The 24,801-nt window shown below is 70.8% G+C and carries 23 protein-coding genes and 5 riboswitches; of the genes, 11 read left to right on the top strand and 12 right to left on the bottom strand.

All coding sequences use genetic code 11. The features are described from left to right. Window positions 1–53 precede the first annotated feature (53 nt). Window positions 54–1,148: a HoxN/HupN/NixA family nickel/cobalt transporter gene (locus ACGFYY_RS04680; RefSeq protein WP_393707086.1), complete on the top strand. Its 1,095-nt coding sequence runs from the start codon at window positions 54–56 to the stop codon at window positions 1,146–1,148. Between the two features lie 114 nt (window positions 1,149–1,262). Here ACGFYY_RS04680 and ACGFYY_RS04675 read toward each other — a convergent pair whose 3' ends face one another. Next, window positions 1,263–1,679: an amidase family protein gene (locus tag ACGFYY_RS04675; RefSeq protein WP_393707085.1), complete on the bottom strand. Its 417-nt coding sequence runs from the start codon at window positions 1,677–1,679 to the stop codon at window positions 1,263–1,265. 7 nt (window positions 1,680–1,686) lie between these two features. On the opposite strand from ACGFYY_RS04675, the gene ACGFYY_RS04670 reads away from it, so the two are divergent. Beyond that, window positions 1,687–1,815 carry a hypothetical protein gene (locus ACGFYY_RS04670; protein ID WP_393707084.1) on the top strand — a complete coding sequence of 43 codons (129 nt, stop codon included), beginning with the start codon at window positions 1,687–1,689 and terminating at the stop codon, window positions 1,813–1,815. Window positions 1,816–1,913: 98 nt separating this feature from the next. Here the strand turns inward: ACGFYY_RS04670 and ACGFYY_RS04665 are convergent, their stop codons facing one another. From ACGFYY_RS04665 to ACGFYY_RS04645, 5 genes are read right to left on the bottom strand one after another with little or no spacing between them, the layout of a single operon-like run. Then, window positions 1,914–2,726, bottom strand: a complete 813-nt coding sequence (locus ACGFYY_RS04665; protein ID WP_393707083.1) for an ECF transporter S component — start codon at window positions 2,724–2,726, stop codon at window positions 1,914–1,916. Further along, window positions 2,723–4,378, bottom strand: coding sequence for an ABC transporter ATP-binding protein (locus ACGFYY_RS04660; protein ID WP_393707082.1), 1,656 nt, complete (start codon window positions 4,376–4,378; stop codon window positions 2,723–2,725). Before ACGFYY_RS04660 ends, ACGFYY_RS04665 begins: the two co-directional genes overlap by 4 nt. Then, window positions 4,375–5,565 (bottom strand): energy-coupling factor transporter transmembrane component T, encoded by a 1,191-nt coding sequence (locus ACGFYY_RS04655; RefSeq protein ID WP_393707081.1) that lies wholly within the window; start codon window positions 5,563–5,565, stop codon window positions 4,375–4,377. The genes ACGFYY_RS04660 and ACGFYY_RS04655 overlap by 4 nt, the downstream gene beginning before the upstream one ends. Before the next feature lie 4 nt (window positions 5,566–5,569). Then, window positions 5,570–6,499, bottom strand: coding sequence for a hypothetical protein (locus tag ACGFYY_RS04650; RefSeq protein WP_393707080.1), 930 nt, complete (start codon window positions 6,497–6,499; stop codon window positions 5,570–5,572). Then, on the bottom strand, window positions 6,496–9,273 hold the full coding sequence (locus tag ACGFYY_RS04645; RefSeq protein ID WP_393707079.1) for a prenyltransferase/squalene oxidase repeat-containing protein: 2,778 nt from the start codon (window positions 9,271–9,273) through the stop codon (window positions 6,496–6,498). The genes ACGFYY_RS04650 and ACGFYY_RS04645 overlap by 4 nt, the downstream gene beginning before the upstream one ends. A gap of 134 nt (window positions 9,274–9,407) precedes the next feature. Next, a riboswitch (cobalamin riboswitch) is annotated at window positions 9,408–9,477 on the bottom strand. Between the two features lie 120 nt (window positions 9,478–9,597). Beyond that, window positions 9,598–9,737, top strand: a riboswitch (cobalamin riboswitch). A gap of 96 nt (window positions 9,738–9,833) precedes the next feature. Between ACGFYY_RS04645 and ACGFYY_RS04640 the strand changes: the two genes are divergently transcribed. Beyond that, window positions 9,834–11,246: a hypothetical protein gene (locus ACGFYY_RS04640; protein ID WP_393707078.1), complete on the top strand. Its 1,413-nt coding sequence runs from the start codon at window positions 9,834–9,836 to the stop codon at window positions 11,244–11,246. 119 nt (window positions 11,247–11,365) lie between these two features. Continuing rightward, window positions 11,366–11,725, top strand: a complete 360-nt coding sequence (locus tag ACGFYY_RS04635) for a hypothetical protein (protein WP_393707077.1) — start codon at window positions 11,366–11,368, stop codon at window positions 11,723–11,725. 43 nt (window positions 11,726–11,768) lie between these two features. Here ACGFYY_RS04635 and ACGFYY_RS04630 read toward each other — a convergent pair whose 3' ends face one another. Next, window positions 11,769–12,257, bottom strand: a complete 489-nt coding sequence (locus tag ACGFYY_RS04630; protein WP_393707076.1) for a DUF4430 domain-containing protein — start codon at window positions 12,255–12,257, stop codon at window positions 11,769–11,771. A 166-nt stretch (window positions 12,258–12,423) separates the two neighbouring features. Next, window positions 12,424–12,497, bottom strand: a riboswitch (cobalamin riboswitch). 159 nt (window positions 12,498–12,656) lie between these two features. Beyond that, window positions 12,657–13,577 carry a cobalamin-binding protein gene (locus ACGFYY_RS04625; RefSeq protein WP_393707075.1) on the bottom strand — a complete coding sequence of 307 codons (921 nt, stop codon included), beginning with the start codon at window positions 13,575–13,577 and terminating at the stop codon, window positions 12,657–12,659. Between the two features lie 48 nt (window positions 13,578–13,625). Further along, a riboswitch (cobalamin riboswitch) is annotated at window positions 13,626–13,811 on the top strand. Between the two features lie 193 nt (window positions 13,812–14,004). Here ACGFYY_RS04625 and ACGFYY_RS04620 point away from each other — a divergent pair. Genes ACGFYY_RS04620 through ACGFYY_RS04600 form a run of 5 tightly spaced genes read left to right on the top strand, consistent with a single transcriptional unit; the run spans window position 14,005 to window position 19,424 of the window. Next, entirely contained in the window at window positions 14,005–15,504 is a 1,500-nt protein-coding gene (locus ACGFYY_RS04620) for a CoA-acylating methylmalonate-semialdehyde dehydrogenase (RefSeq protein ID WP_393707074.1), read from the top strand. Further along, window positions 15,501–16,655 carry an acyl-CoA dehydrogenase family protein gene (locus tag ACGFYY_RS04615; RefSeq protein ID WP_393707073.1) on the top strand — a complete coding sequence of 385 codons (1,155 nt, stop codon included), beginning with the start codon at window positions 15,501–15,503 and terminating at the stop codon, window positions 16,653–16,655. The genes ACGFYY_RS04620 and ACGFYY_RS04615 overlap by 4 nt, the downstream gene beginning before the upstream one ends. Next, window positions 16,652–17,740, top strand: coding sequence for an enoyl-CoA hydratase/isomerase family protein (locus ACGFYY_RS04610; protein ID WP_393707072.1), 1,089 nt, complete (start codon window positions 16,652–16,654; stop codon window positions 17,738–17,740). Before ACGFYY_RS04615 ends, ACGFYY_RS04610 begins: the two co-directional genes overlap by 4 nt. Further along, window positions 17,737–18,651 carry a 3-hydroxyisobutyrate dehydrogenase gene (gene mmsB, locus ACGFYY_RS04605; RefSeq protein ID WP_393707071.1) on the top strand — a complete coding sequence of 305 codons (915 nt, stop codon included), beginning with the start codon at window positions 17,737–17,739 and terminating at the stop codon, window positions 18,649–18,651. The genes ACGFYY_RS04610 and mmsB overlap by 4 nt, the downstream gene beginning before the upstream one ends. Then, window positions 18,648–19,424: an enoyl-CoA hydratase gene (locus ACGFYY_RS04600; protein ID WP_393707070.1), complete on the top strand. Its 777-nt coding sequence runs from the start codon at window positions 18,648–18,650 to the stop codon at window positions 19,422–19,424. Before mmsB ends, ACGFYY_RS04600 begins: the two co-directional genes overlap by 4 nt. A 15-nt stretch (window positions 19,425–19,439) precedes the next feature. Here the strand turns inward: ACGFYY_RS04600 and ACGFYY_RS04595 are convergent, their stop codons facing one another. Next, window positions 19,440–19,637 carry a hypothetical protein gene (locus ACGFYY_RS04595; RefSeq protein ID WP_393707069.1) on the bottom strand — a complete coding sequence of 66 codons (198 nt, stop codon included), beginning with the start codon at window positions 19,635–19,637 and terminating at the stop codon, window positions 19,440–19,442. 172 nt (window positions 19,638–19,809) lie between these two features. Beyond that, a riboswitch (cobalamin riboswitch) is annotated at window positions 19,810–19,895 on the top strand. Window positions 19,896–19,955: 60 nt separating this feature from the next. On the opposite strand from ACGFYY_RS04595, the gene ACGFYY_RS04590 reads away from it, so the two are divergent. Beyond that, complete coding sequence (locus ACGFYY_RS04590; protein WP_371680360.1) at window positions 19,956–20,183, top strand: CbtB-domain containing protein; 228 nt, start codon at window positions 19,956–19,958, stop codon at window positions 20,181–20,183. A 14-nt stretch (window positions 20,184–20,197) separates the two neighbouring features. After that, window positions 20,198–21,028: a CbtA family protein gene (locus ACGFYY_RS04585; protein ID WP_393707068.1), complete on the top strand. Its 831-nt coding sequence runs from the start codon at window positions 20,198–20,200 to the stop codon at window positions 21,026–21,028. An 85-nt stretch (window positions 21,029–21,113) separates the two neighbouring features. On the opposite strand, the gene ACGFYY_RS04580 is transcribed toward ACGFYY_RS04585, so the two are convergent. Genes ACGFYY_RS04580 through ACGFYY_RS04570 form a run of 3 tightly spaced genes read right to left on the bottom strand, consistent with a single transcriptional unit; the run spans window position 21,114 to window position 24,693 of the window. After that, a complete protein-coding gene (locus tag ACGFYY_RS04580) occupies window positions 21,114–22,250 on the bottom strand; it encodes a bifunctional 2-methylcitrate synthase/citrate synthase (protein WP_393707067.1) in 1,137 nt (378 codons plus the stop codon). Between the two features lie 17 nt (window positions 22,251–22,267). Then, a complete protein-coding gene (gene prpB, locus ACGFYY_RS04575; RefSeq protein ID WP_393707066.1) occupies window positions 22,268–23,173 on the bottom strand; it encodes a methylisocitrate lyase in 906 nt (301 codons plus the stop codon). Next, the gene (locus tag ACGFYY_RS04570) at window positions 23,173–24,693 is read right to left on the bottom strand and encodes an MmgE/PrpD family protein (protein ID WP_393707064.1); all 1,521 of its coding nucleotides are present in this window, start codon (window positions 24,691–24,693) and stop codon (window positions 23,173–23,175) included. Before ACGFYY_RS04570 ends, prpB begins: the two co-directional genes overlap by 1 nt. Window positions 24,694–24,801: the final 108 nt, after the last annotated feature.

Raw genomic sequence — 24,801 nt, 5'->3', positions numbered from 1 at the left:
CACCTGTCCCACCAGCGTCTTCTCGCTCCCGATGGCAACGCTTCACCGGGTCCATGACCCGGGCGGAGTGGCGGCGGGTGGCCGGGATGGCCGCCTTCATCACCGCCCTGCACGTCATAGGGTGGTTCACCCTCGTCGCGATCGTCGCGCCCGAGCACTACAGCCTGGGCGAGAAGACCTTCGGGATCGGGCTCGGCGTCACCGCCTACACCCTGGGCATGCGGCACGCCTTCGACGCCGACCACATCGCCGCGATCGACAACACCACCCGCAAGCTCATGCACGAGGGCCAGCGTCCCCTGTCGGTCGGTTTCTGGTTCTCCCTGGGCCACTCCACGATCGTCTTCGCTCTCGCCGTCCTACTCTCCCTGGGGATCAAGGCCCTCGCCGGGCCGGTTGAGAACGACGACTCCCAGCTCCACAACGTGACGGGATGGATCGGAACGACCGTCTCCGGCGTCTTCCTCTACGCCATCGCGATCATCAACCTGGTGATCCTGGCCGGGATCTGGAAGGTCTTCCGGGAAATGCGCTCCGGTCACTTTGACGAGGCCGCCCTGGAGGAGCAGCTCAACAACCGCGGCTTCATGAACCGCCTCCTGGGTCGGCTGATGCGGTCGATCACCAAGCCGTGGCAGATGTACCCGCTCGGGATGCTGTTCGGCCTCGGCTTCGATACCGCCACCGAGATCGCCCTGCTGGTCCTGGCCGGGACCGGCGCGGCCTCCGGGCTGCCGTGGTACGCGATCCTGTGCCTGCCGGTCCTCTTCGCGGCGGGAATGTCGCTGCTGGACACCATCGACGGCTCGTTCATGAACTTCGCCTACGGCTGGGCCTTCTCCAAGCCGGTCCGCAAGGTCTACTACAACCTCACCATCACCGGACTGTCGGTGGCCGTAGCCCTCATCATCGGCACGGTCGAGCTGCTGGGTCTCGTCGGCGAGAAGCTCGACCTGCACGGACCGTTCTGGGACTGGGTCGGCGGCCTCAATCTCAACATCATCGGCTACCTCATCGTGGGCCTCTTCATCGCCACGTGGATCGTCGCGTTCGCCGTCTGGAGGTTCGGCCGTATCGAGGAGAAGTGGACTGCCAACCTCCAGCCCGCCCACGCGGGAGGCGAGGCGGGGACAGACCGGCAGCCGTGACTCCGCGGCGGGGCTGGGGCCCCTTCCCTGTGGACGGGAAGGGGCCCCGGCGCGTTTTCACGGGCTGCCGCTTCCGGTACCGGCCGTTGTGATCTCCCGGAGGTCTCTGTCAGGTCACTCCGCCGAAAGGCGCGGGGTGCGCTGCGGCTCGGAGCGCCGGGTGCCGGTGTTCTCGAAGGCGGCGGCGAGAGTCAGCAGGGCGTTGTCGTCGTAGGCGCGGCCCGCGAAGGTCAGCCCGACGGGCATGCCCGTGTCTGCCATGGTGCCCATGGGCACGGTCACGGTCGGGATGCCGAGGTGGCGGGGGACCAGGTTGCCGTTGGCGACCCAGACGCCGTTGCGCCAGCCGAGGTCGGCGGAGGCCACGGAGACGTCCATGTCGGCGGGGCCGACGTCGGCGACGGCGGGGAAGACCACCGCGTCCAGACCCAGCCCGTCCATCCAGAGCTCCAGGTCGACGCGGCGGGTTATCGTCCGTGAGGGCCGCGATCTGGGGCAGTTCGCCGAAGTGGACCTCCCCGGGTTCACCATCCGGGCCGTGGCGATGCTGAGCGGGATCTCCGAAGACGTGATGTTCGGACGGTCCCGCTGGGAGCACACCTCCGCGCACGCGTTCGCCCTGTCCGCCCTCGAACGCGAACTGCGTCCCACCACCGGACAGGCATGACGACGCGATCCTGCCCGGACTCCTCAGTTTCGGGCAGGCGCCCGGTCGCCCCTCCCGGCCCCGTGCTGTGGCAGGTCATCGGCGGCGGGCGTTGCAGCTCAGTTCTCAGCCGGGGTGCTGGGTTTGAAGCGGATCGGGGCTTGGAAGCGGGCTTTGCGTGCGGCGCGGCGGAAGACGGTGAGGACGGCGGGGCCGGCCAGGCAGATGCAGACGAAGTTGGTGACGGCGCGGCCGGTGTCCCAGCCGAGGGAGGTGGCGAGGTCGAAGGCGAGGTAGCGGTGGAACTGCTCGGTGAAGGGAAGGCCGGGGAGGTAGGCGATGGAGCTGTTGGGGTCGAGGGAGAAGGGCCAGAAGGAGAGGTTGAGGAGGAAGCCGAAGAGGTAGCCGGAGACGGATCCGTAGACGGCGAGCATGGCCACCTCCTTCCGGCCGGCGGCCTTGGGGAGGAAGCCGGCGAGCATGCCGACGAAGGCGCAGCCGAACATCTGGTACGGCATCCAGGGCCCGACCCCGCCCGTGATGAGGGCGGAGGCGAAGAGCGAGGTGCAGCCCAGGGTGAAGCCGAAGCCCGGGCCGTAGACCCGGCCGGCCAGGACGAGGATGAAGAACACCGTCTCGATGCCGGCCGTGCCCGCGCCCAGCGGGCGGATCGCGGCGTTCACCGCGGAGAGTACGCCGAGCATGGCGAGGGCCTTGGAGTTGATGCCGCCTTCGGCGATTTCGGAGATCACCACGCACAGCACGATGGCGAGGAGGACTCCGAAGATGAGCGGCGGGGCGTAGTTCGACCCGAATTTTCCCGGGGCCACGAGGAAGGGCCAGAAGAAGGCGACGATGCCGAGGAAGGCCGCCATGGCGATGACGATCCCGGCGCGTGCACGGATGCGGATGGCTGCGGCGCGTGCGGTCATGAGGCCGGGTCCGTCCCGTGGTCGGTGAGGGTGGCGGCGGCCTGGGCGACCGTGAGGTAGGGGAGTGGGGCGAGGATCTTCGCGGTCTGCGGGGCGAAGACGGGGGAGGCGACGATGACCTCGTCGGTGGGGCCGTCGGCGACGATGTCTCCCTCGGCCATGACGACGACGCGGTCGGCGGCGCGGGCGACGAATTCGACGTCGTGGGTGGAGATCACGACGGCGCGGCCCTCGGCGGCGAGGTCGTCGACGATGCGGATCAGTTCGCTCTTGGCGCGGTAGTCGAGCCCGCGGGTGGGCTCGTCCAGCAGCAACACCCGAGGTGCCGCAGTCAGTTGGATCGCGAGAACGAGGGCGAGCTTCTGGCCCTCTGACAGGTCGCGAGGGTGGGTGGAGCCGGGGATGCCGGGGGCGAGCCGGTCCAGGATGGTGCGGGCCCGGATCCCGTCGGCGGCGACGCCGGACTCGGCGTCGGCCTGGTCGAGTTCCTGTGTGACGGACTCGAGGTAGAGCAGGTCGGTGGGGGTCTGCGGGACCAGCCCGACCAGCTGCCGGGCGTCCGCGGCCGACAGCTTCCGCGGGTCGAGCGGCTTCGGGTCGCCGGGAGTGCTGACGGCCACCGATCCGGCCTTGCGCGGGCCGGATCCCTGGAGCGCCCAGAGGAGGGAGGATTTGCCGGAGCCGTTGCGGCCCATGAGTGCGGTGATCTCGCCGCCGTGCAGGGTCAGGTCGACCTCTCGGACGGCCGGTACGCCGTGGTAGGTCACGACGACGCCGCGTGCGGTGAGGAGTTCCGGTCGGTCCGGGGCCGGGACGGGCCGGACCGGCGGGGGGATGGTGTTTGCCAGCCGGGTCCGCAGGGGGGCTGCGGCCCGGCGGGCGTCGCGGATCGAGAGTGGCAGCGGCGTCCAGCCCGCAGCACGGCCCAGTTCGACGATGGGCGGGGCGATGGAGGAGCTGCGGAAGATTTCGGCGGGTGTGCCGGAGACGACCTGGCCGTTGCCAGGCAGGTGGATGACGCGGTCGGCGTACTGGACGACGCGCTCCAGGCGGTGTTCGGCGAGGAGGACGGTGACGCCGAGGTCGTGGACGAGCCGGGTGACGGCGGCCAGGACCTCCTCGGCGGCCGTCGGGTCCAGGGCGGAGGTTGGCTCGTCCAGCACGAGCACCCGTGGATGGGCGGTGAGGACGGAGCCGATGGCGACGCGCTGCTGCTGGCCGCCCGAGAGCTCGTGCAGGGCGCGGTGGCGCAGGTCGGCGAGGCCGAGGAGGTCGAGGGTCTCCTCGACGCGCTTGCGCATGGTGGCGGGCGGGACCGCCAGCTGCTCCATGGCGTAGGCCAGTTCCTCCTCGACCGTGTCGGTGACGAAGCCGTCCAGCGGGTCCTGGCCCACCACGCCGACCACGTCGGCGAGTTCGCGGGGCGGGTGCTCGGCCGTGTTCCGGCCGTCGACGAGGACGCGACCGTAGAGGGTGCCGCCGGTGAAGTGCGGGACGAGCCCGTTGACGGCTCCGAGGAGCGTGGACTTGCCCACGCCGGTGTGGCCGACGACGAGGCAGAGTTCGCCTTCCTCGACGGTGAGGTTCACATCGCGCAGGACCGGTTCGGCCGTGTCCTCGTACTGGACGGTGACCTGGTCGAAGTGGATCACTTGAGTTCCTCGGTGCGCTGGGGTGGGACGGCCGCACGGGCCGGCGCGGTCGGCGGCGGGGCCAGGAAGCCGGCAGTCCCCGCGAGGAGGATCGCTGCCGCAGGCACGAGCGGCAGGGTGGGCCAGCTGAGCGGGTAGATCGACGGGTTGAGCTCGGCCGCGTTGAAGCCGACGTTCGCGAAGAGGAGGACGGCGGAGAGGACGCCGCAGCCGGCGACCGCCCATTCGGCCACGTGCCAGGGATCGGGCCGGTAGGTGGTCCGGGTGATCCGGCGGCCGCCCAGGCGCAGCCCGGCGAAGCACAGCACGGCCCCGGCACCCATGGCCGGGAGCCCGAGCAGCTTCGGCGCGGTCGCGTCGAGGAGCCCGTATGCACCGGCGCACAGACCGCACATGCCGAGCAGCATGAGGGCGCCGGTCAGGCGACGCGAACCACGGGTGGCGGTGCCTGCGCGGCCGTAGCCGCGGGAGTCCATGGCGGCAGCCAGGCGCAGGGACCGTTCCAGGGCGTCCTCGAGGACGGGGACGATGATGCCGCGCAGGGCGCGGAGTCCCTTGGAACGGCCGGCCCGCAGCCGCTTGGCGCGGTGGACGCGCTGCACGCTCTGGACGAGCTGCGGGGCGACGCTGATGGAGACGGTGACGGCGACCCCGAGTTCGTAGAGGGCACCGGGCAGGACGCGCAGGGCCCGCTTCGGGTTGGCGAGGGTGTTGGCGGCGCCGATGCAGCACAGCATGCAGGCGAGCCTGAGTCCGTCCGTCGCAGCGGAGAGCAGTGCTTCCAGGGAGACGGGGCCGCCGAGCTGGATGCCCGCGTACCAGTCGGGGGTGGGGATGTGGGGCAGGGAGAACAGGAAGTGGTCGCGCGGGGTGATGCCGGTGGCGAAGATCGCGCGGAACGTGACCCGGATCGCTACGACGGTCAGCGCGAGATACAGGTAGTACTTGAAGCCGCGCGCCCAGGGCGCCTCGGTACGGCGCATGGTGATGACGTAGCCGAGGACCGCGAGGACGAGGAACAGCAGCAGCGGATTGTTGGTGCGGCTGACGGCGGTGGCGAGGGCGAGGGCCCAGATCCACCAGGCGACGGGGTGCAGGGTGCGGGGCAGTCGGCGGCCGCCCGTGTCCGGCGCGGGGCCGGACACGGGCGGCTTCGCCGCCTGTGCCGAGGTGGTGGTGCGTGGCACGCGGCTACTCCGTACGACGGCGGCGCTTGGCGGCGTACACGGCCGCGGCGCCGATCAGCAGCACCAGCGCTCCGGTGACGACGGCGGGCAGGTACGAGCCGACATCGTGCTTCGCGTCGGCGGCAGGCGCCGCTTCGACCACCTGGGGGCCGGGCGCGGCCACGGCCGGAGCACTGGACGAAGGTGGCGTGGAGGGCAGGGGCGAGACGCTCTCCGAAGGGCTCGCCGAGGCCGAGGGGCTTTCCGAAGCCGTGGGGCTGGGCGGCGGTGCCGTGGCCTGAGGGGCGCTCGGGGGCGGGTTCTCCGGCCTGGGACCGGTGTTGACATTCGGTGGCAGCGGTGCGGCCGTGCGGGTGTCCTTGGGCGCGGGGCCCCCGGTGGGCCGGGTGTTCTTGGCGCGGAGCTGGTCGGGAGTGACGGTGGGCTTGCCCTCGGTGCCCTCGATGTTCGTCCCGCCGAAGATCCACAGGTCGACGCTGCCGGGCTTCGGCTTGTAGAGCATGGCGCCGAGCTGGCTGTACTCCCAGGTGTTCTGCCCGGGGTTCGCGTGCCAGTACGACCAGTAGGCGGAGGCGGGCGGGGTCAGGACGCAGTCGTCCTGCTGCGGGGTGGGGTACTGCTTGCCGCCCTGGTGGCCGCTGTAACCGATGCGGCAGATGAAGGCAGGACCGTCGTGGCCGGTGCCGGTGGTGGCCCAGCCGCCCTGGTTGAGGAGTTCGTAGCCGGTGGTGGGGGTGGTGCCGCAGGAGCGGTAGACGGGTCCGCCCCAGTGGCTGAAGTCCACGGCGAGGACGACCCCCGAAGAGGTGGTGCACTGGCCCATCGGCTGCGGTGCGGCGCCGGCCGGGGACGCGGTGGCGGCGAAGGCCGCCACCGTCAGCCCCAGCGCAGCAGCCGTCCGGGCCAGGGCCCGCACGACGCGGTTGCGGCTCATGCCTCACTTCCCGGGGTCTCGCGGCGGCGCTTCGCGGCGCGGGTGATGCCCCAACCGCCGAGGATCAGTGCCAGTGCCGCGGCGGCGAGCGTGCCGACCTGGGCTCCGGTGGAGGCGAGAGGGCCGCCGCCCCCCGCCCCGGAGCCACCCGCGGAGCCTGTGCCGCCATGGGTCTCGCCCGGAGTCACGATGACGGGCGAACCGTTGCCGCCGGAGGTACCCCCCGACGTTCCGCCAGAGGTGCTGGGGACGGGCTCGGGGGTGGTGCCGGTCAGGTCGCGGGTCAGCGCGCCGAAGGAGATGCCGGTTGCGCCGCCGACGGCCTGGGTGGAGGCGCGGAGGTCGGAGCCGGTCTGGCCGCCCTGGGCGACGTTGAACCCGCCGTCGCCGTTCTGCTGGCTCGCCAGGAACTTGCGGGCCTTGGCGATCTGAGAGCTGTACTTGGGCGCGTCCAGGGAGAGCCCCTGGATGGCGAGGGCCGCGGAGTTGACGGAGTTGCCGGAGGCACCTGGGAAGCCGCCGTCCTCCTTCTGCTGGGTGGCGAGCCAGGCGAGTGCCTTGTCCACCGCCGCCTGGGAGTCGGCGTCGGGCAGGAGGTCCACGGTCATGGCGGCCATGGCGGTGGAGTCCACCTCGGGGCCGCTGGGCTCGCCGATCAGGCTGACCCAGGCGCCCGAGGGGGCCTGGAGGCTCTTGAGATACGTGGCGGGTTCGGCCGCGGCGCCCTTCTCACCGGCGCGGAGCTGGGCCATGACGCCGAGGGACTGCTTGAAGACGGAGGTGGCGTAGGCGTAGTTGCCCTTGGCCGCGCACTCCTGGCGGGTGTCGGTTTTCGCCTGGCAGGTGATCTTGGAGAGAGCAGAGATCAGGTCCTGGCCGCCGAAGTTCCGGGGGTCGCGGCCCACGGCTTCGGCGAGTACGGCCGCCTTGCCGATGGAGCCGCCGTTCGCGTACTTCGTGCCGACGAGGGTCCAGTCGTGGATGCCGCGCTTCTGGCCGTCCTTGCCGCCCTTGTCCATGAAGTCGACGATGCGGCGCAGGGCGGTGTTGTCCCCGCCGGTGGCGGCGAGGGCGTACGCGCCGTCGATGGTCAGGCCGTAGTCGGCGAAGCCACTGCCGGGCTGGCTCTCGTAGAAGCGGCCCTGCACCAGCCGGGACGGCGCGGTCAGGTACGCGGCGCCCTTCTTCAGGTCGGGCCCTTCACCGGCCGGGGGCGTGGTCGGCGGGTTCGTCGGCGTCGGCGGTTCGGCCGGCTTTGCGGTCAGCGTGGCGAGATCGCTGCCGGCGCCCGCGATCGCGGACGTGGCGGTGGGGTACAGCCTCGATTCGGTGTCGTCCTCGGCGAAGCCGAATCCGCCCGTCTGGAGCTGGTGCTTGGAGAGCCAGGAGACCCCGGCGTCCGCGAACGCCTCGTCGCCGAGGGCGCGCAGAGCCTGCGCGGCCCAGCCGGTGGCGGCCGGGTTGCCGGTCGTCTCGTAGTAGACGGCAGGCCAGGCGCCGGTCGCCTGCTGGGTCCTCTTCAGGTAGCCGCGGGCCTTCTGGAGCACCGCCTCGTGGCCGCCCGCCCGTTCCAGGGCCAGCGTGATCAGGCCGGTGGCGCCGGCCTCGCTCTCGCACCCCGGGCTACCGGGCCGGATGAGGACGCTGGTGAATCCGCCGTCCTCGCACTGCAGGACGGTCAGCCGGGCCACGGAGCCGGGGGGAGGAGTCATACCCGCGTTGACCAGCGCGATGACGGCCATGGCCTGGGCGTCGGCCTGACCGGTCGTGCGGAAGTCGCCCTTGGTGAAGCAGCCTTCGACCGTCTCGCCGTCACCGATGTCGCGGGGGCAGGCGTACTTCACGAGGTCGCCGAGGAGGTCATGCCCGCCGAACGTGCGGGGGTCCTTGCCGGTGGCCTCGGCGACCAGCGCGAGCCGGGCTGCGGCGGTGGCGTCCGGGATGCCGTCCTTGCCTGCCGGGTAGGCGTACGCATCGGTCTGCGCGGGCGTGGCGAGGAAGTCGGCGATCTTCTTCGCCACCGGGCTCTTGCGGTCCGCTGCCGCGAGGGCGAACACGGCCTCCGTGGAGAGGAAGTGGTTCGGGGTGGTGGAGCCCTCGTCGACGACGCGCTCCCCGTCCGTCAGCGTCCCGGTGACCCAGCGGGTGGTCGCCGGTACATCGACCCGTCCGGCCGGCACGGTGGGCGGGGCCGTCGGGACGGTCGGATCGGGGGTGGTGAAGCCGCGGATGTCGTCGGGGGAGAAGGACGGCTTGCCCTTCGTACCGGCGATGTCGGTGCCACCGTAGACCCAGGCCTCCACATCGCCCGGCTTCGGGTTGCGGGCCATGGCGCCCTGCTGGCTGTACGACCACTTCCGCTGCCCCGGCGAAGCCGTCCAGTACGACCAGTAGGCGGTGGCCTGGGGCGTGAGGACGCAGTCCTCCTTGTCCGGCGTGGGGTACTGCGTACCGGTGCCCTTGCCGATGCGGCAGATGAACGCGGGGCCGTCGTGGACGGTGCCCTCCATGGTGAACCCAGCAGTCTGCAGCAACTCGTAGCCGGTGGTGGGCGTGGTGTCGCAGCCCTTCTCCACCTTGCCGCCGAACGGGCCGAAGTCCACGGCGACGATCGCCCCGGTGGTGGCCGTGCACTGCTCGATCGGGTCGGCCGAGGCGGACACCGTCCCGCCCACGAAGGCCACGCTCGCGGCGAAGGTCAGCAGCGCCGCCGATATGAGCGACAGCAGCCCCTTGCTTCCCAGGTGTCGCTCTGCTTGCTGTGCGGTCCCCACCACGGCCCCTCGTGTCGGCCGGGCGGACCAGTGCGTGGCAAAAAGGGCTTCCGCAGCCCGTGGGCGCACGGGGAAGCCCTTTCGAACCACGCCGTAGTCCGCGACGGCGTTTCTCGCTGCAAAATCCGGCTCCAGGCATTCCGACTCGCCCGGCGGTGCCGGGCCTACGGTTGCGGGTCAGCGCCGGAATTCGACCGGCTTCCCCTGGAGCTGAGTGCTTATCAGTCGGAGTGGAACACGCGGATAAAGACAGCGTCAAGGTGGTCTGCGTCTCATGTGACATGGCTCCGGCAGCGCTCGATCGGTCCCCGGCACAGCGGCTGGCGGAGCTTTGATCACTCGGGTAGCGTCCTGGGCTGCCACATGGGGGAACCTGGTGCGAATCCGGGGCTGACGCGCAGCGGTGTGGGACGGCAGGGGGCCGTCACCGAGCCCGAATGCCCATGCGGCATGGCACATCACCAGCCGTACCACGCGTTCGGACGGCCGCCACCGAGCTCCGGGCTGCCCGCCCGCACGAGCCACGGTCAGGTCGGCGTCCCCCATTCCAGGAGCAGGCCATGTCCCGTACCCGTACCCCGCGCCGCCTCTCGCTCGCGGTGCCCGCAGCCCTCGGCGCACTCGCCCTCACGACCCTGCCGGCCTTCGCGACCTCCTCGCCCGCCCAGATCGCCACGTCCAAGACCAACGGCGTGACGTATCTCAAGTCCCTCCAGGCCGCCGATGGTTCGTACGCGGGCAGCGGCCTGTCGAACGAGTGGGCGTTCAGCGCCTTCGCAGCCACCGGCACGGCCGTCGTCGACGTCTACCCCGCTGGCGACACGACGAAGAACGCGCGCACCGTCTACCGCAACCTGCTGTCGACGGCGGGCTGGCCGCAGGCGTCCCCGGTGGTCACCGACTACGAGCGCGGCACCCTCAACGCCTACGCCGCCGGCATCGACCCGGCCCGGGTCTCGGCCTCCCGCAACCTCATAGCCAACATCTACTCCTACTGGCAGACCGCCGAGGCCGGCTACTTCGGCCCGTCGGGGAACTTCAACGGCACGGTCTTCGCAGCCCTTTCGCTGGGCGGCGCCAAGACCCAGGGCGGCGCGAAGCGGGTGCCGCAGGCACTGACCGACTCCATGGTCACCCGCATCCGCGCCAACCAGCACGTGGACGGCGGCTGGACCTTCAACAAGGCCGAGGGCAACCCCACCGTCCTGAATTCCGCGAGCGACGTCGACATGACCGGCGCCGCCATGGCTGCCCTCTGCATCTCCGGCGTCCCGAACACCGACACCGACGTCGTCCAGGCAAAGAACTTCCTCAAGAGCACCCTCGTCTCCAGTAGCGGCGCCTTCAACTCCCTGTACGGCGTCAACACCAGCTCCAACGGCTGGGGCGTCGCGGGCCTCAACGCCTGCGGCTTCAACCCCCAGACGGGCGACTTCCTCACCGGCAGCGGCAAGACCCCGGTCGACTTCCTCATCGCCAACCAGTACAAGCCGGCGGGCGGCTTCAAGTACAAGCCCTCCGACACCACGCCCTCGGCCTACTCCTCCATCGACGCGCTGCGCGCCGTCGCCGGTGGCGGCTTCACCACGGCTCCGCCCGTCCCGGTCACCCCCGGTGCCCCGCAGTGGGTCGCCCAGTCCACCTTCACCGCGGGGACGGCGACCAAGCTGGCGCTGACCGTCGACGACGGGGCCGGCAACCTCAAGGTCTGCTCGGTGGCCTTCACACCGACCGGTACGACCACCACGCTCGGCGACGTGCTCACCGCCGCGACCTCGGCGGCCACCCCCTCGGGCTGCGTCACCGGTGTGACCCCGTCCTCCGGGACCGGCACGATCACCACGGTCAACGGCAAGGCCAACAGCGGCTCGAACACCTGGAAGGTCAGCGTCGACGGATCCTCCTTCGCCGGGGCCCTGCGCGAGAAGGTCATCAACGTGGGCGACACCATCGCCCTGCGGTGGGGCGCCTGATCATCTCGACGGCAGTGCGGGTTTGCGGGTCTGAAGCCCGCAACCCGCACTGTTGCACTATTGGAGGAACGGGCAACGTGAAAGCAGGGCGTTCACCCATGGCGCCGGGAGGGTCGGGGATGGCGAAGATCGTGCCGCGTCATGTGATCGTCGACGGGGTGCCGTTGGTCGCCCTCACGGAGCAGGAGTACGAGAGCCTCGCGGCCTCGAGGCGCCAGTTCGGCTCCCACGTAGTGCGATTGCGGATGACACGGGAGGCGCTCACCTCCTTGACTCGGGTAGCCGGGGCGATGTGTGCACTGCTCCGGGCGGGCGAGGTCCCGGCCGAGACTTCCCGCAAGGCACCCGATGGTTCCCGCCAGCGGTCGTATGGCCTGCTCAGCGCTCTGGAAGCAGCGGTCGAGCAGGCCCAACGCGTCATCGGAAAGCAGCCGGAAGCATCACCCGGCGCGGCCAACGGTCCTGGACGCAAGCGCTAGCTGACCGATGGAGTGAGCCAGGTGGCACGGATTTCGGAAGGGACTAGAAGGACGTCCAGGTGAAGGACACCTGGTCGCCGGCGTTGAGCTTGAACTGGCAGCCGCCGACCGGGGTGGGGGTGCCGTTGACCGCGATGCTCCAGTAGGCGGAGCCACCGCCGCTGACGTCCTTGATCGTGTCGACGGAGAAGTCGTCGAAGGACGCGTACCAAGTGCCGTCCCAGGCGAAGTAGTTCAGGCGGGCCGCGTCGTCGAGCGCCGCGGTCGGGGTCGGAACCTTGGACGGGTTGGCGCCGCCGTTGGTGCCGTCGCACTTGTGGGTGCCACCGGTGGTGGTTGTGACGTCGTGGCCCTTGGTCTTGATCTTGCCCTTGAACAGCAGCCCGTTGGGGCCCTGAACGGTGAGGTTGACCTTGACGGCCGCGTTCGTGTTCGGCTTGGGGGCGGCCTCGGCCACGGCAGGAGCGGTGGCGAGCGCGAGGCCGACAGCGACGGTGGTGATCACTGAGCGGCGGGCGAGGAGCTGGCGCATGGTGCCTTCTTCCGGAGAGGGGCGACGGGTCCGAGCCGACGGTCCCTCCGCCACACGTGCCCGTCCCCTGCCCGTTTCCATGAGGAAACGGGCAGGGGACGCAGGCCCGGGGTGGGGGCTTCGCGCTGCAGACCATGACAGTGAGAAGCAGTACGCATCGCACCCCGGGTACTCCGACTCACGGTGCCTTCGGCCCCGTTCACGGTTGCAGGTCAGCGCCGGATTCCCACCGGCTTCCCCCAGTTGTGCATGCATTCGATTGTGAGCTCCCGCCGCGTGGGACCGGAGCAGAACGCATCGTACGACCTGGTGGGCATGCGCCGGAAGCGGATCCAGCAAGGTGATCGCGTGAACACATCGGTTCCGTTCTGGCGGGCCGTGTTCGGCCGGAAGGCAACGCTACGCCCGGCCCGGCCGCCGCGCCTCCGCCTCGGTCACCGGGTCTCCGGCCTGCGCCCCGTGCAGTACGTGGGCGAGCACTTCGGCACCCCGGACCACGCGCGGACCCGGCCGATTGAAGTACGCGGGGCCGTCCAGCACCCACACCTCGCCCGCCCGCACGGCGGGCAGTTCCTCCCACCCCGGCAGCGCGGTGAGCAGGCTGATTTCGGTCAGGGTCCGTTCGGGCGGGAAGCCGCACGGCAGCACCAGGATGACGTCCGGGCGCGCGGCGCGTACCGCATCCCACGTCATCGGCCTGGTGTGCTCCCCGGGCGCGGCCAGCAGTGGCTTCCCTCCCGCGTACGTGATCTGCTCCGGTACCCAGTGTCCGGCCGGCCACAGCGGGTCGAGCCACTCGATGGCCACTACCCGCGGCCTCGGCCGGCCCGCCACGGCGCGCCGGACACCGGCGAGCCGGCCGAGCAGCTCTGTGCGTCGGCGCTCGGCCGTGTCCCGGACTCCCAGCAGGTCGCCCACAGTGACGAGGCAGTCCAAGACGTCGTCCAGGGTTCGCGGTTCCAGGCTCAGCACGCGAGGTCCGGCATCCATGAGGCGCACCGCCCGGGAGACGCTCTCGTAGGAAACCGCGCAGACCCGGCAGAGGTCTTGGGTGAGCAGGACGTCGGGGGCGAGCGCGGCCAGTGCCTCCGTGTCCAAGGTGTAGAGCGACGAGCCGCTGTGCGCCGCGCCACCGACCGCGGCGGAGATCTCCCGGCTGCTGAGTGCGTCCGCGTCGAATTCGGCGCGGGTGACGACGGGCACCGACGCGACCGCCGCGGGCGGCCAGTCGCATTCGTGGGTGCGCCCGACCAGGTCAGCGGCCAGTCCGAGGTCCGCCACGATGTCCGTGGCCGCGGGGAGCAGGGAGACGATGCGCATGCCACGACTCTAGGCCCGCCCGAGTGGTGGGTCTGGACTTACTAGGACGTCCAACTATATGTTCGTGGCACAAGGTCCGCGGTGCAGGGAAGCCGGTGAGAAACCGGCACGGTCCCGCCACTGTGACCGGGGAGTGTGCTGCCATCCACACGCCACTGACGAGGTCTGTCGGGAAGGCGGGCGGCGCGCGGGGATCCGGGAGTCAGGATACCGGCCGCGGATTGTTCCGTGTTGTCCACGAGGATGGAGCAGACACGCATGGCACCGGTTTGTACCCACGACCCTGGTGATCCGGCGGAGCACGCACACACCGATTTCGCGCGCTCGTAGTTCTCACGGCTTCCCCGCAGCGGCGCACCCACACCCGGGTGCAGTCCGCCGGCCTGCCGTGCCATCCCCGGATCCAACCTGACGAGAGCAGGCACCCATGGTCCGTGAACTCACCCATTTCATCGGCGGAAAGCACACCACCGGCACCTCCGGGCTCTTCGCCGATGTGTACGACCCCAACACCGGCGCCGTCCAGGCCCGGGTCCCGCTCGCCGGGCGCGCCGACACCGAGGCCGCCATCGCCAACGCCGAGGAGGCGCAGGCCGAATGGGGGCAGTGGAACCCCCAGCGCCGCGCCCGCGTCATGCTGCGCTTCCTCCAGCTCGTCGAGGGTGAACGCGAGAACCTGGCCCGGCTGTTGTCGGCCGAGCACGGCAAGACCGTCGCCGACGCCCACGGCGACCTGCAACGCGGCCTGGAGGTTGTCGAGTTCGCAGCAGGTATCCCGCACCTGCTCAAGGGCGAGTTCACGGACAACGCGGGCACCGGCATCGACGTGCACTCCTTGCGATCCCCGCTCGGTGTCGTCGCCGGCATCACCCCGTTCAACTTCCCCGCCATGATTCCCCTCTGGCAGGCCGCGCCTGCCCTGGCCTGTGGCAACGCGTTCATCCTCAAGCCCTCCGAGCGCGACCCGTCCGTACCGCTGCGCCTCGCGGAGCTGTTCCTGGAGGCCGGTCTGCCGCCGGGCGTCCTGAACGTCGTCAATGGCGGGAAGGAAGCCGTGGACACCCTCCTCGAGGACCCCCGCGTCCAGGCACTCGGTTTCGTCGGCTCCACGCCGATCGCCGCGCACATCTACGCCACCGCTGCCGCCCACGGGAAGCGGGCGCAGTGCTTCGGCGGAGCGAAGAACCACATGATCGTGATGCCGGACGCGGACCTCGACCAGGCCGTGGACGCCCTGATTGGCGCCGGCTACGGCTCCGCCGGCGAACGCTGCATGGCCATCGCCGTCGCCGTACCGGTGGGCGAGGACACAGCCGACCGGCTGGTCGCCGCGCTCAAGGACCGCATCGCGACCCTGAAGATCGGGCGCTCCGACGACCCGGACGCGGACTTCGGCCCCTTGGTCAGCCGGGACGCCCTCGACCGGGTGCGCCGCTACGTCGACATCGGCGTCAACGAGGGCGCCGAGCTCGTCGTCGACGGCAGGAGCTTCACCCTGGACGGTCACGAGGACGGCTTCTTCGCCGGTGCCTCCCTCTTCGACCGGGTCTCCCCGCAGATGCGCGTCTACCGGGAGGAGATCTTCGGCCCCGTCCTGTCCGTGGTCCGCGCCGCCGACTTCGAGGAGGCGCTGCACCTGCCGAGCGAGCACCCGTACGGCAACGGCGTTGCCATCTTCACCCGGGACGGGGACACCGCCCGCGAGTTCACCCGCCGGGTGGGTGCGGGCATGGTCGGCGTCAACGTGCCCATCCCGGTGCCCGTCGCCTACCACACCTTCGGCGGCTGGAAGCGCTCCGGCTTCGGCGACCTCAACCAGCATGGCCCTGACTCGATCCGCTTCTACACCCGTACCAAGACCGTCACCTCGCGCTGGCCCTCCGGGGTCAAGGAGGGCGCGAGCTTCACCATCCCGACGATGGGGTGAGCGCCGTGACCACCACCCTCACCGAGGACCAGCTCGCCCTCGCCGAGGTCACCCTCGACTTCGCCCAGGAGCAGCTCGCCCCCCATGCCGTGGCCTGGGACCAGGACAAGCACTTCCCCGTCGACGTCATCCGCCGCGCGGCCGCACTCGGTCTCGCTGGCGTGTACGTCCGCGAGGAACACGGCGGCTCCGGCCTCTCCCGCAGCGACGGCGTGCTCGTCTTCGAGACCCTCGCGACGGGCTGCCCGTCCATCGCCGGCTACCTCTCCATCCACAACATGGTCGCCTGGATGATCGACCGCTACGGAGACGAAGGCCAGCGCGCCCGCTGGCTGCCCGGACTCTGTTCCGCGGCGACCCTGGGCAGCTACTGCCTGACCGAACCGGGCGCGGGCTCGGACGCCGCCGCGCTGCGCACCCGCGCCGAACGCCAGGGCGACCACTACGTGCTCACCGGCGTCAAGCAATTCATCTCCGGTGCCGGCACCTCGGACGTCTACGTGGTCATGGCCCGGACCGGCGAGCCGGGCCCGGGCGGGATCTCCGCCTTCGTCGTCGAGCGCGAGGACCCGGGCGTCTCCTTCGGTCCCAACGAGCGGAAGATGGGCTGGAACGCCCAGCCGACCCGCCAGGTGATCCTCGACGGCGTCCGGATCCCTTCCGATCGGCGTCTCGGCGCGGAGGGCGACGGCTTCCGCATCGCCATGAACGGCCTCAACGGCGGCCGCCTCGGCATCGCCGCCTGCTCGCTCGGCGGAGCCCAGAGCGCCCTCGACCGGAGCCTGTCTTACCTGGCCGACCGTGAGGCCTTCGGCAGCCGACTCCTGGACGCGCAGGCGCTCCAGTTCCGTCTGGCCGACATGGCCACCGAACTGGCCGCCGCCCGCGCGCTGGTCCGGCAGGCCGCCGAGGCACTGGACACCGGGGATCCGCTGGCGCCGCGCCTGTGCGCGATGGCCAAGCGGTTCGCCACCGACACCGGGTACACGGTGGCCGACGCGGCCCTCCAGCTTCACGGCGGCTACGGGTACCTCAGCGAGTACGGCATCGAGAAGATCGTCCGCGACCTAAGGGTCCACCAGATCCTGGAAGGCACCAACGAGGTCATGCGCGTCATCGTCGCGCGCGGACTCACGGAGACCCTGCGATGACACACGAAGCCCCTGAAGACCGCGACCATGTCCTCCTGCGCACCGAGGGCCACGCCGCGTACATCACCCTCAACCGCCCCAAGGCACTCAACGCCCTCAGCCACCCCATGGTGCTCCGCATCGAGCAGGCCCTCACGGCCTGGGCCGAGGACCCCGCCGTCGCCCTCGTCGTCATCGAGGGCGCCGGGGACCGGGGCCTGTGCGCGGGCGGGGACATCCGGGCGATCTACGACGACGCCCGCACCGGCGGCACCGCCTCGGCGGACTTCTGGCGGGACGAGTACCGCCTCAACGCGCTGATCGCCCGCTACCCGAAGCCCTACGTCGCGCTCATGGACGGCATCGTCATGGGCGGTGGAGTCGGCGTCTCGGCCCACGGCAGCGTCCGGATCGTCACCGAACGCTCCAAGATCGCCATGCCGGAGACCGGCATCGGCTTCGTCCCCGACGTCGGAGGCACCTACCTCCTCGCCCTGGCTCCGGGAGAGCTCGGCACCCACCTGGCACTCACCGGAGCTCCGGTCGGTGCCGCGGACGCGCTGCTGTGCGGGCTCGCCGACCACTTCGTCCCGGCACAGGCGCTGCCCGCGCTGTCCCGGGAGCTGGCCGTGGAATCCGTACACGAAGTGCTGGAGCGGCACGTGCAAGCGCCTCCCGCAGGGACCCTCGTTCCCGCGCGCGCCGAGTGGATCGACCGCTGCTATGCCGCCGACACCGCCGAGGAGATCGTGGCCCGGCTCCTGGCCTCGGGCCCGTCCGCCGCGAAGGACGCGGTGGGCACCCTGCTGTCCAAGTCGCCGACGGCGGTCAAGGTCACCCTGGCCGCGCTGCGCGCCGCCCGCCGGCTCGGCCCGCTGGAGCGGGTGCTGGAGCAGGAGTACCGCATCTCCTGCGCGGCACTGTCTTCGCTCGACCTGGTGGAGGGCATCCGGGCCCAGGTCATCGACAAGGACCGGAACCCGCGCTGGTCTCCGGCCGCGCTTGAGGACGTCACCCCGGCGGACGTGGACCGGTACTTCGCCCCGCTCGACGCGAACGAGCTCGGGCTCGTCGCGGCCACTTCGTCGCAGGAGGTCGTCTGGTGAGCACTACCGTCGCATTCATCGGGCTCGGACACATGGGCGGGCCGATGGCCGCCAACCTCGTCAAAGCCGGCCACCGCGTCCTCGGCTTCGACCTCGTACCGGCTCTGCTGGCCGCCGCTGCCGCCACCGGCGTCGAGCCGGCGCCCTCCGCCGCCGAGGCCGCCGCCGTGGCCGACGTGGTGATCACCATGCTTCCCGCGGGCCGTCACGTCCTCTCCCTCTACCGGGAACAGGGGCTGCTCGCCGCGGCCCGCCCCGGGACCCTGTTCGTCGACTGCTCCACGATCGACGTGGCCGACGCCCGGGCCGCGCACGAGGCCGTCGTCGCGGCCGGTCACCGGGGGCTGGACGCCCCGGTGTCCGGAGGAGTCGTGGGCGCGGAAGCGGCGACCCTCACCTTCATGGCGGGCGGAGGGACAACCGAGTTCGCCGCTGCCGAGCCGCTGCTCGGCGCCATGGGGAAGAAGGCCGTGCACTGTGGTGCGGCAGGAGCCGGCCAAGCCGCGAAGATCTGCAACAACATGATCCTCGCCGTCTCGATGATCGGGGTGAGCGAGGCTTTCGTCCTGGCCGAGAGCCTGGGCCTGGACCACCAGGCGCTGTACGACGTCGCCTCCACCGCCTCCGGCCAGTGCTGGGCCCTCACCGTGAACTGCCCCGTGCCCGGACCCGTACCGACGAGCCCGGCCAACCGCGACTACCGGCCGGGCTTCGCCGCTCCGCTGATGGCCAAGGACCTGGGCCTCGCCGCGAACGCCCTGCGGGCCGGCGGGGTGGAGGCTCCCTTGGGCCTCAAGGCCGCCGAAATGTATGCCGAGTTCGCCGAAGGCGCGGGCGCGGGCCTGGACTTCTCGGCGATCGTCCGCACCCTCCGCCCCGCCGGAACGAACCAGAACGGAACCCCCGCATGACCGCCTACGAGACCATCCTGGTCGAACGCAAGGGCCGCGTGGCCGTCCTCACCCTCAACCGGCCCGAGGCCCTCAACGCCCTCAACCTCCAGGTCATGACGGAGGTCGTGGCCGCCGCGGAGGAACTCGACCGGGACCCGGAGACCGGCTGCATCGTCCTCACCGGCTCCGCCAAGGCCTTCGCGGCGGGCGCGGACATCAAGGAGATGCGCCCGCAGAGCTACATGGACATGTACCTCTCCGACTGGTTCACCGCCTGGGACCGCCTCGGCCAGCTCCGCACCCCCACGCTCGCCGCGGTCTCCGGTTACGCGCTGGGCGGCGGCTGCGAACTCGCCATGCTCTGCGACATCCTCCTCGCTGCCGACACCGCGAAGTTCGGCCAGCCCGAGATCAAGCTCGGCGTCATCCCCGGCATCGGCGGCTCCCAGCGTCTGACGCGCGCCGTCGGCAAGGCCAAGGCCATGGAGCTGTGCCTGACCGGCCGCACCATGGACGCCGCAGAGGCGGAGCGCGCAGGGCTGGTTTCCCGGATCGTGCCCGCGGACGAACTGCTCGCCGAGGCACTCGCGGTGGCCACAACCGTCGCCGACATGTCCAAGCCGGTGGCGATGATGGCCAAGGAAGCCGTGAACCGAGCCTTCGAGACCACTCTCACGGAGGGCGTCCGCTTCGAACGCCGCCTCTTCCACGCCGTGTTCGCCACCGCCGACCAGAAGGAGGGCATGTCCGCCTTCGTGGACAAGCGCCCGCCGCACTTCACACACGGCTGAGCGCGACCGGCGTCCTCAACGGTGTTCGTCCTGCCGGGGCCTTCCGCTGTTCTGAAGGCCCCGGCAGGACAGGGAGAGCCGTTGACGTGTCAGGTCGACCGCGACGATCCGTACGGTGATCTTGTCGCCCTCGCGGACGATTTCGCGGACATCGCCGACCCTGATTGAGTCGAAGGGGTTCTCGGTCTCCTGATCAACTGGGGAACTGGCCATGATGATCACCCTACGGCGGTCACACACGGAGGCCATCCGGGTTGGCTTCGGCACATGGACATCGAACCCCGCCCTTGGGCATGCGCTGTGATCAGGGACTCACCCCCTTGGCCGGATCGGCCGCAGGCTGTAGCGTCACGCCGACATCTACACATAGCGACGACGGCGAGACGGAAGCCCGGTGTGAATCCGGCACGGTCGCGCCACTGTGTGCTGCTCTGGCACCCTCTCCGGGGTGGCGGTGGCAGCGAGTCAGACCCTCGGACCGTTGTCCTGCACCACCGTATGGGACGCGTTGTTCCCCGAGGAGGTTCCACCATGGCCGAGGCCGTTGCTTCCGCTGCCATACCCGCTCCCGCCCTCTCGCCTTCGGCGCCGCTGCCCGTGAAGGCGGTCCTGCCCTGGGCGCTGTTCGTCGGGCTGCTGATGCTCGTGGCCCTGTACTTCGTCGGCGCGGAGCAGGGTGCCACCGCCGTGTTCTCCGGCGAGGGCGTGCACGAGTGGGTGCACGACGGTCGTCACCTGCTCGGCTTCCCCTGCCACTGAGAGGCACGCACATCATGTACGCCTCCACTGTCAGAGGTCTGCTGGTCCGCGGCATGCTCGCGGGCCTGATCGCCGGTCTGTTCGCCTTCGCCGTCGCCTATGTGGTCGGTGAGCCCCCGGTACGCGGCTCCATCGCCGTCGAGGAGGCCGCGGCCGCCAAGGAAGCCGCTCCCGCGGCCGGCCACGCCGGTCACGGCGGCGGCGACGCCCCCGCCGCCGCGGAGGAAGAGGAAGAACTCGTCAGCCGGCCCGTGCAGTCCACCGTCGGTCTCGCCACCGGCGTGCTGGTCTACGGGGTCGCGCTGGGCGGCATCGCCTCCCTCGCGTTCTCCTTCGCCCTGGGCCGCGTGGGCCGGTTCGGCCCCCGGGCCACGGCCGCCCTCACCGCAGGGGGCGCGTTCACGCTGGTTTACATGGTGCCGTTCCTGAAGTACCCGGCGACCCCGCCGGCCGTCGGGAACCCGGACACCATCGGCCAGCGCACCACGCTGTTCTTCCTGATGATCCTGCTCAGCGTCCTGCTGGGCGTCGGCGCGATCGTCCTGGGCCGGCGCCTGGCGCCGCGCCTGGGCAACTGGAACGCGACCCTGGCGGCTGGGGCGGGCTTCGTCGTCGCCACCGGACTGGCCTTCCTGGTGCTCCCGGACAACACCGATGCCGTCAAGGACGAGTTCCCCGCGGCCCTGCTGTGGGACTTCCGGGTCGCATCCATCTCGGTCCAGCTCGTGCTGTGGGCCGTGTTCGGGATCGTCTTCGGCATCCTCGCCCAGCGGCTCCTGGCCCAGCGCACCGATCCTGCAGGTACGGAGTCGGCGGCTGCTCGGCCGTCGTCGGTTCTCAGCTGATCAAGGAACCCGCAGCCGGTTCCAGAGAGCCCTGTCTTCCCGCACATGCGGGGAGGCAGGGCTCCGGTCATCGCTGCCCGATCGCTCAGACTGTCTGGGGGAGCGGGCGCTGCTCCGGGCCGTTGTAGATGCCCAGGGGGCGGATCAGTGCGTTGTGGGCGAGCTGTTCGGTGATGTGGGCCGTCCATCCGGTGACCCTGCTCATGACGAACAGCGGAGTGAACATGGGTACGTCGAAGCCCATCAGGTGGTAGGCGAGCGCGGCCGGGTAGTCCAGGTTCGGGTGGATGCCCTTGCGGCCGATCATCGCGTGGCGCAGGGCAGCGTGCAGTGCGGCGAGCCGGGTCACCTCCGTGTTCGCGGCCCGGGCGACGAGCCGGTCGGTGGCCTCCTGCATAATCGGAACGCGGGAATCGCCGTGCTTGTAGACACGGTGGCCGAAGCCCATGATCTTGCGCTTCTCCGTCAGGGCCCGGTTCAGCCAGTCGGCGGCCTGCTCGGGGTCTCCGATCTCCCGCAACATGTGCATGACCGCTTCGTTGGCGCCGCCGTGCAGGGGACCTTTCAGTGCGCCGATCGCCGCCGTCACCGCGCTGTAGAGGTCGGAGAGGGTGGAGGTGACGACGCGGGCGGTGAAGGTCGAAGCGTTGAAGCTGTGTTCGGCGTAGAGGATCATCGAGATCTCGAAGCAGCGCACCACCTCGGGGGCGGGTACGGAGCCGAAGCACATGTGGAAGAAGTTCTCCGCATAGCCGAGGTCCGGATCCGGCTGGACGGGGTCCTGCCCGAGCCGTCTCCGGTGGTCGGCGGCGACGACCACCGGCAGTTTGGCGAGCAGGCCCAGCGACTTGGTCAGATGGCCGGCGGTGCCCTCCTCGTCCTCGGTGGGGTCCTCCGCGCCGAAGAAGCTGACGGCGGTGCGGAGGACGTCCATGGGGTGGCAGGTCCGGGGCAGGCCGGCCAGCAGTTCGGCCGTGGTGCGGTCGAGCGGGCGCAGGGCCCGCTCCCGGGCCCGGACCCGCTCCAGCTCGCCGACGTCCGGCAGCTCGCCGTGCCACAGCAGGTAGGCGACCTCCTCGAAGGAGCGGTGCGCGGCCAGCTCCTGCACCGGATAGCCTCGATACGTCAGGGAGTTGGTCTCCTCGATCACCGTGGAGATCGCGGTGGTGTCGACGACGACGCCGGCGAGGCCGCGGTGGACCTCAGGGATGGTGGCGGTCATGGCTCACTCCGGTGGGGTCAGCTGCCGGGCGGCAGGGTGAAGTCGAAGACGTTTCCGTCGAAGGCGCTGTACGCGCCGTAGTCGAGGACCTCGTACAGGCGGGAGCGGGTCTGCATACCGGGGAGGAGGGACTCCTGGGACCCCTCTTCGGCGATCGTGCGCAAGCCGGCCTCGACCGCGCCCATGGCGAGGCGGAAGAGGGTCACGGGGTAGATGACGAGGTTGTAGCCGAGGTCTTCCAGCGCGCGGGCGGACAGCACGGGGCCCTTGCCGAACTCGGTCATGTTGGCCAGAAGCGGTACGCCGACGGCCTTGCGGAAGGCCTCGAACTCGGCCTCACTGCCCAGGGCCTCCGGGAAGATCGCATCCGCCCCCGCGTCCACGTACGCCTTGGCGCGGTCGATCGCCGCCTCCAGGCCCTCGACGGAGCGGGCGTCGGTGCGTGCCATCAGGAGGAAGTCCGGATCGCGTCGGGCGTCGACGGCTGCCCGTACCCGGCGCACCATCGCATCGAGGGGGATGAGCGCCTTGCCGTCGAGGTGGCCGCAACGCTTGGGGCTGACCTGGTCCTCCAGGTGGAGGCCGGCCAGGCCCGCGTCCTCCATGAGCTGGACGGTGCGGGCGGCGTTCAGAGGTTCGCCGAAGCCGGTGTCGGCGTCTACGAGGGCAGGCAGGTCGATGGTCCTGGTGATCTGCTGGGCACGGGCCGCGACTTCGGTCGCGGTCGTCAGGCCGATGTCGGGCAGCCCCAGGTCGGCGGCGAGGACCGCTCCCGAAAGGTAGACGCCGTCGAAGCCGGCCTCCTGGATGAGGCGGGCCGAGTACGGGTTGATCGCGCCGGGCATGCGCAGCAGCCGGCCCGAGGAGAGCTGTTCGCGGAAGGTCTGGCGCCTGGCTGTCGCGGTGGTGTGGGTGTGCAGCATCAGAACAGTCCTTTCGGGAGCGTCCCGTCGTAGGCGGTGGTCCGGGTCGTGTCGACCACGGGGAACAGCGCGGCGAGCCTGTCGGTGTCCAGCTCCGCGAGTCGGCCGGCGGCGTCGAGGAAGCGGTCCTGCTCGTCCGCCGTGACGATGCCCTCTGCCAGGGTGCGGAACTTGCCGGTGTAGGCGGCCCGGTCGAAGGGCCGGGCGCCGGCCGGGTGCGCGTCGGCGACACCGAGCTCGTCCTCGATGACGCTGCCGTCGTCGAGAGTGATGACCAGGCGCCCGCCGAAGGCCCGGCGCTCCGGGTCGGGGTGGTGGTAGCGGCGGGTCCACTCGGGGTCCTCGACGGTGGAGATCCTCTTCCACAGCTCGACGGTCGCGGGCCGCTGGGCACGCTCGGGGGCGTAGGACCGCTCGTGGTGCCAGGTGCCGTCCTCCAGCGCGACGGCGAGGATGTACGGGATGGAGTGGTCGAGGGTCTCGCGGCTGGCCGTCGGGTCGTACTTCTGCGGGTCGCCGGAGCCGGATCCGATCACGTGGTGGGTGTGGTGGCTGGTGTGCAGGACGGCCTTGCGGATTCCTGCGGTCGGGCCGGTCTTCTCCCGCATCCGACGGGCCAGGTCGATGATCGCCTGCGCCTGGTACTCGGCCGAGTACTCCTTGGTGTAGGTGTCCAGGATCGCGTGCCGGGACTCTCCTGCGGCGGGCAGCGAGACCGTGTACGAGGACTGCGGCCCCTTCAGCATCCTGGCCAGGAAGCCGTCCTCTCCTTCGTAGATCGGCGAGGGGGAGTTCTCGCCGCGCATGGCCCGGTCGACGGCCTCGATCGCGGCCTTCCCGGCGAAGGCCGGGGCGTAGGCCTTCCAGCTGGAGATCTCTCCCTTGCGGGACTGCCGGGTGGCCGTAGTGGTGTGCACCGCCTGCTGGACCGCCTGGTAGACGGTCGCGGTGTCGAGGTCCAGCATCGCCCCGAGCCCGCAGGCGGTTGCGGCGCTGAGGTGGGCGACGTGGTCGATCCGGTGCTCGTGCAGGCAGATGCCCCGGACCAGGGCGACGTGCACCTCGTACGCGGCGATGATCCCGCGCAGGAGATCGGCACCCGAGCGGCCTGTGTGCTGGGCGACGGCCAGCAGGGGCGGGATGTTGTCGCCCGGGTGGGAGTAGTCGGCGGCGAGGAAGGTGTCGTGGAAATCGAGCTCGCGCACGGCCGTGCCGTTGGCCCAGGCCGCCCATTCGGGGGAGACCCGTGCTTCCGGCGGCAGCCCGAAGACGGAGGCTCCGGGCACCGCCCGGTGGGCGGCGGCCTGGGCCCGGGCCACCGCGACGGGGCGACGCAGCAGGGAGGCCACGGCCACGGAGGCGTTGTCCACGATCCGGTTCACCGCCATGTCGGCGGCCTGCGGATCGAGGACGGAGCCCGGCTCCGTGCCGGTTGCCGCCTCGGCCAGCTTCCAGGCGAGCTGCCGCTCGCGCGGAAGACGGTCGGCGCTGGGATGGACGCGTACCTCGTGCTCGATCATGGAACTCCTCGGGTGCGGGATGCGAAGGTTTCGATGCCTCACCCTTCCCCGCATTCGGAACCGATGCGACAGCTCCAACCTGCGGAATCAGTACCTTCAAATGCTGCG

Source organism: Streptomyces sp. NPDC048331 (assembly GCF_043201215.1).
Taxonomy (GTDB): domain Bacteria; phylum Actinomycetota; class Actinomycetes; order Streptomycetales; family Streptomycetaceae; genus Streptomyces.
This window is presented reverse-complemented; position numbering and strand designations above follow the sequence as displayed.

Coding starts and splice junctions, on each gene's coding strand:
- ACGFYY_RS04570 (WP_393707064.1), bottom strand. CDS start 24,693: ATGATCGAGCACGAGGTACGCGTCCATCCCAGCGCCGACCGTCTTCCG.
- ACGFYY_RS04625 (WP_393707075.1), bottom strand. CDS start 13,577: ATGCGCATCGTCTCCCTGCTCCCCGCGGCCACGGACATCGTGGCGGAC.
- ACGFYY_RS04635 (WP_393707077.1), top strand. CDS start 11,366: ATGGCGAAGATCGTGCCGCGTCATGTGATCGTCGACGGGGTGCCGTTG.
- ACGFYY_RS04585 (WP_393707068.1), top strand. CDS start 20,198: ATGTACGCCTCCACTGTCAGAGGTCTGCTGGTCCGCGGCATGCTCGCG.
- ACGFYY_RS04590 (WP_371680360.1), top strand. CDS start 19,956: ATGGCCGAGGCCGTTGCTTCCGCTGCCATACCCGCTCCCGCCCTCTCG.
- ACGFYY_RS04595 (WP_393707069.1), bottom strand. CDS start 19,637: ATGGCCAGTTCCCCAGTTGATCAGGAGACCGAGAACCCCTTCGACTCA.
- ACGFYY_RS04680 (WP_393707086.1), top strand. CDS start 54: ATGACCCGGGCGGAGTGGCGGCGGGTGGCCGGGATGGCCGCCTTCATC.
- ACGFYY_RS04580 (WP_393707067.1), bottom strand. CDS start 22,250: ATGACCGCCACCATCCCTGAGGTCCACCGCGGCCTCGCCGGCGTCGTC.
- ACGFYY_RS04630 (WP_393707076.1), bottom strand. CDS start 12,257: ATGCGCCAGCTCCTCGCCCGCCGCTCAGTGATCACCACCGTCGCTGTC.
- ACGFYY_RS04610 (WP_393707072.1), top strand. CDS start 16,652: ATGACACACGAAGCCCCTGAAGACCGCGACCATGTCCTCCTGCGCACC.
- ACGFYY_RS04675 (WP_393707085.1), bottom strand. CDS start 1,679: ATGGTGAACCCGGGGAGGTCCACTTCGGCGAACTGCCCCAGATCGCGG.
- ACGFYY_RS04650 (WP_393707080.1), bottom strand. CDS start 6,499: ATGAGCCGCAACCGCGTCGTGCGGGCCCTGGCCCGGACGGCTGCTGCG.
- ACGFYY_RS04600 (WP_393707070.1), top strand. CDS start 18,648: ATGACCGCCTACGAGACCATCCTGGTCGAACGCAAGGGCCGCGTGGCC.
- ACGFYY_RS04640 (WP_393707078.1), top strand. CDS start 9,834: ATGTCCCGTACCCGTACCCCGCGCCGCCTCTCGCTCGCGGTGCCCGCA.
- ACGFYY_RS04620 (WP_393707074.1), top strand. CDS start 14,005: ATGGTCCGTGAACTCACCCATTTCATCGGCGGAAAGCACACCACCGGC.
- prpB (WP_393707066.1), bottom strand. CDS start 23,173: ATGCTGCACACCCACACCACCGCGACAGCCAGGCGCCAGACCTTCCGC.
- ACGFYY_RS04665 (WP_393707083.1), bottom strand. CDS start 2,726: ATGACCGCACGCGCCGCAGCCATCCGCATCCGTGCACGCGCCGGGATC.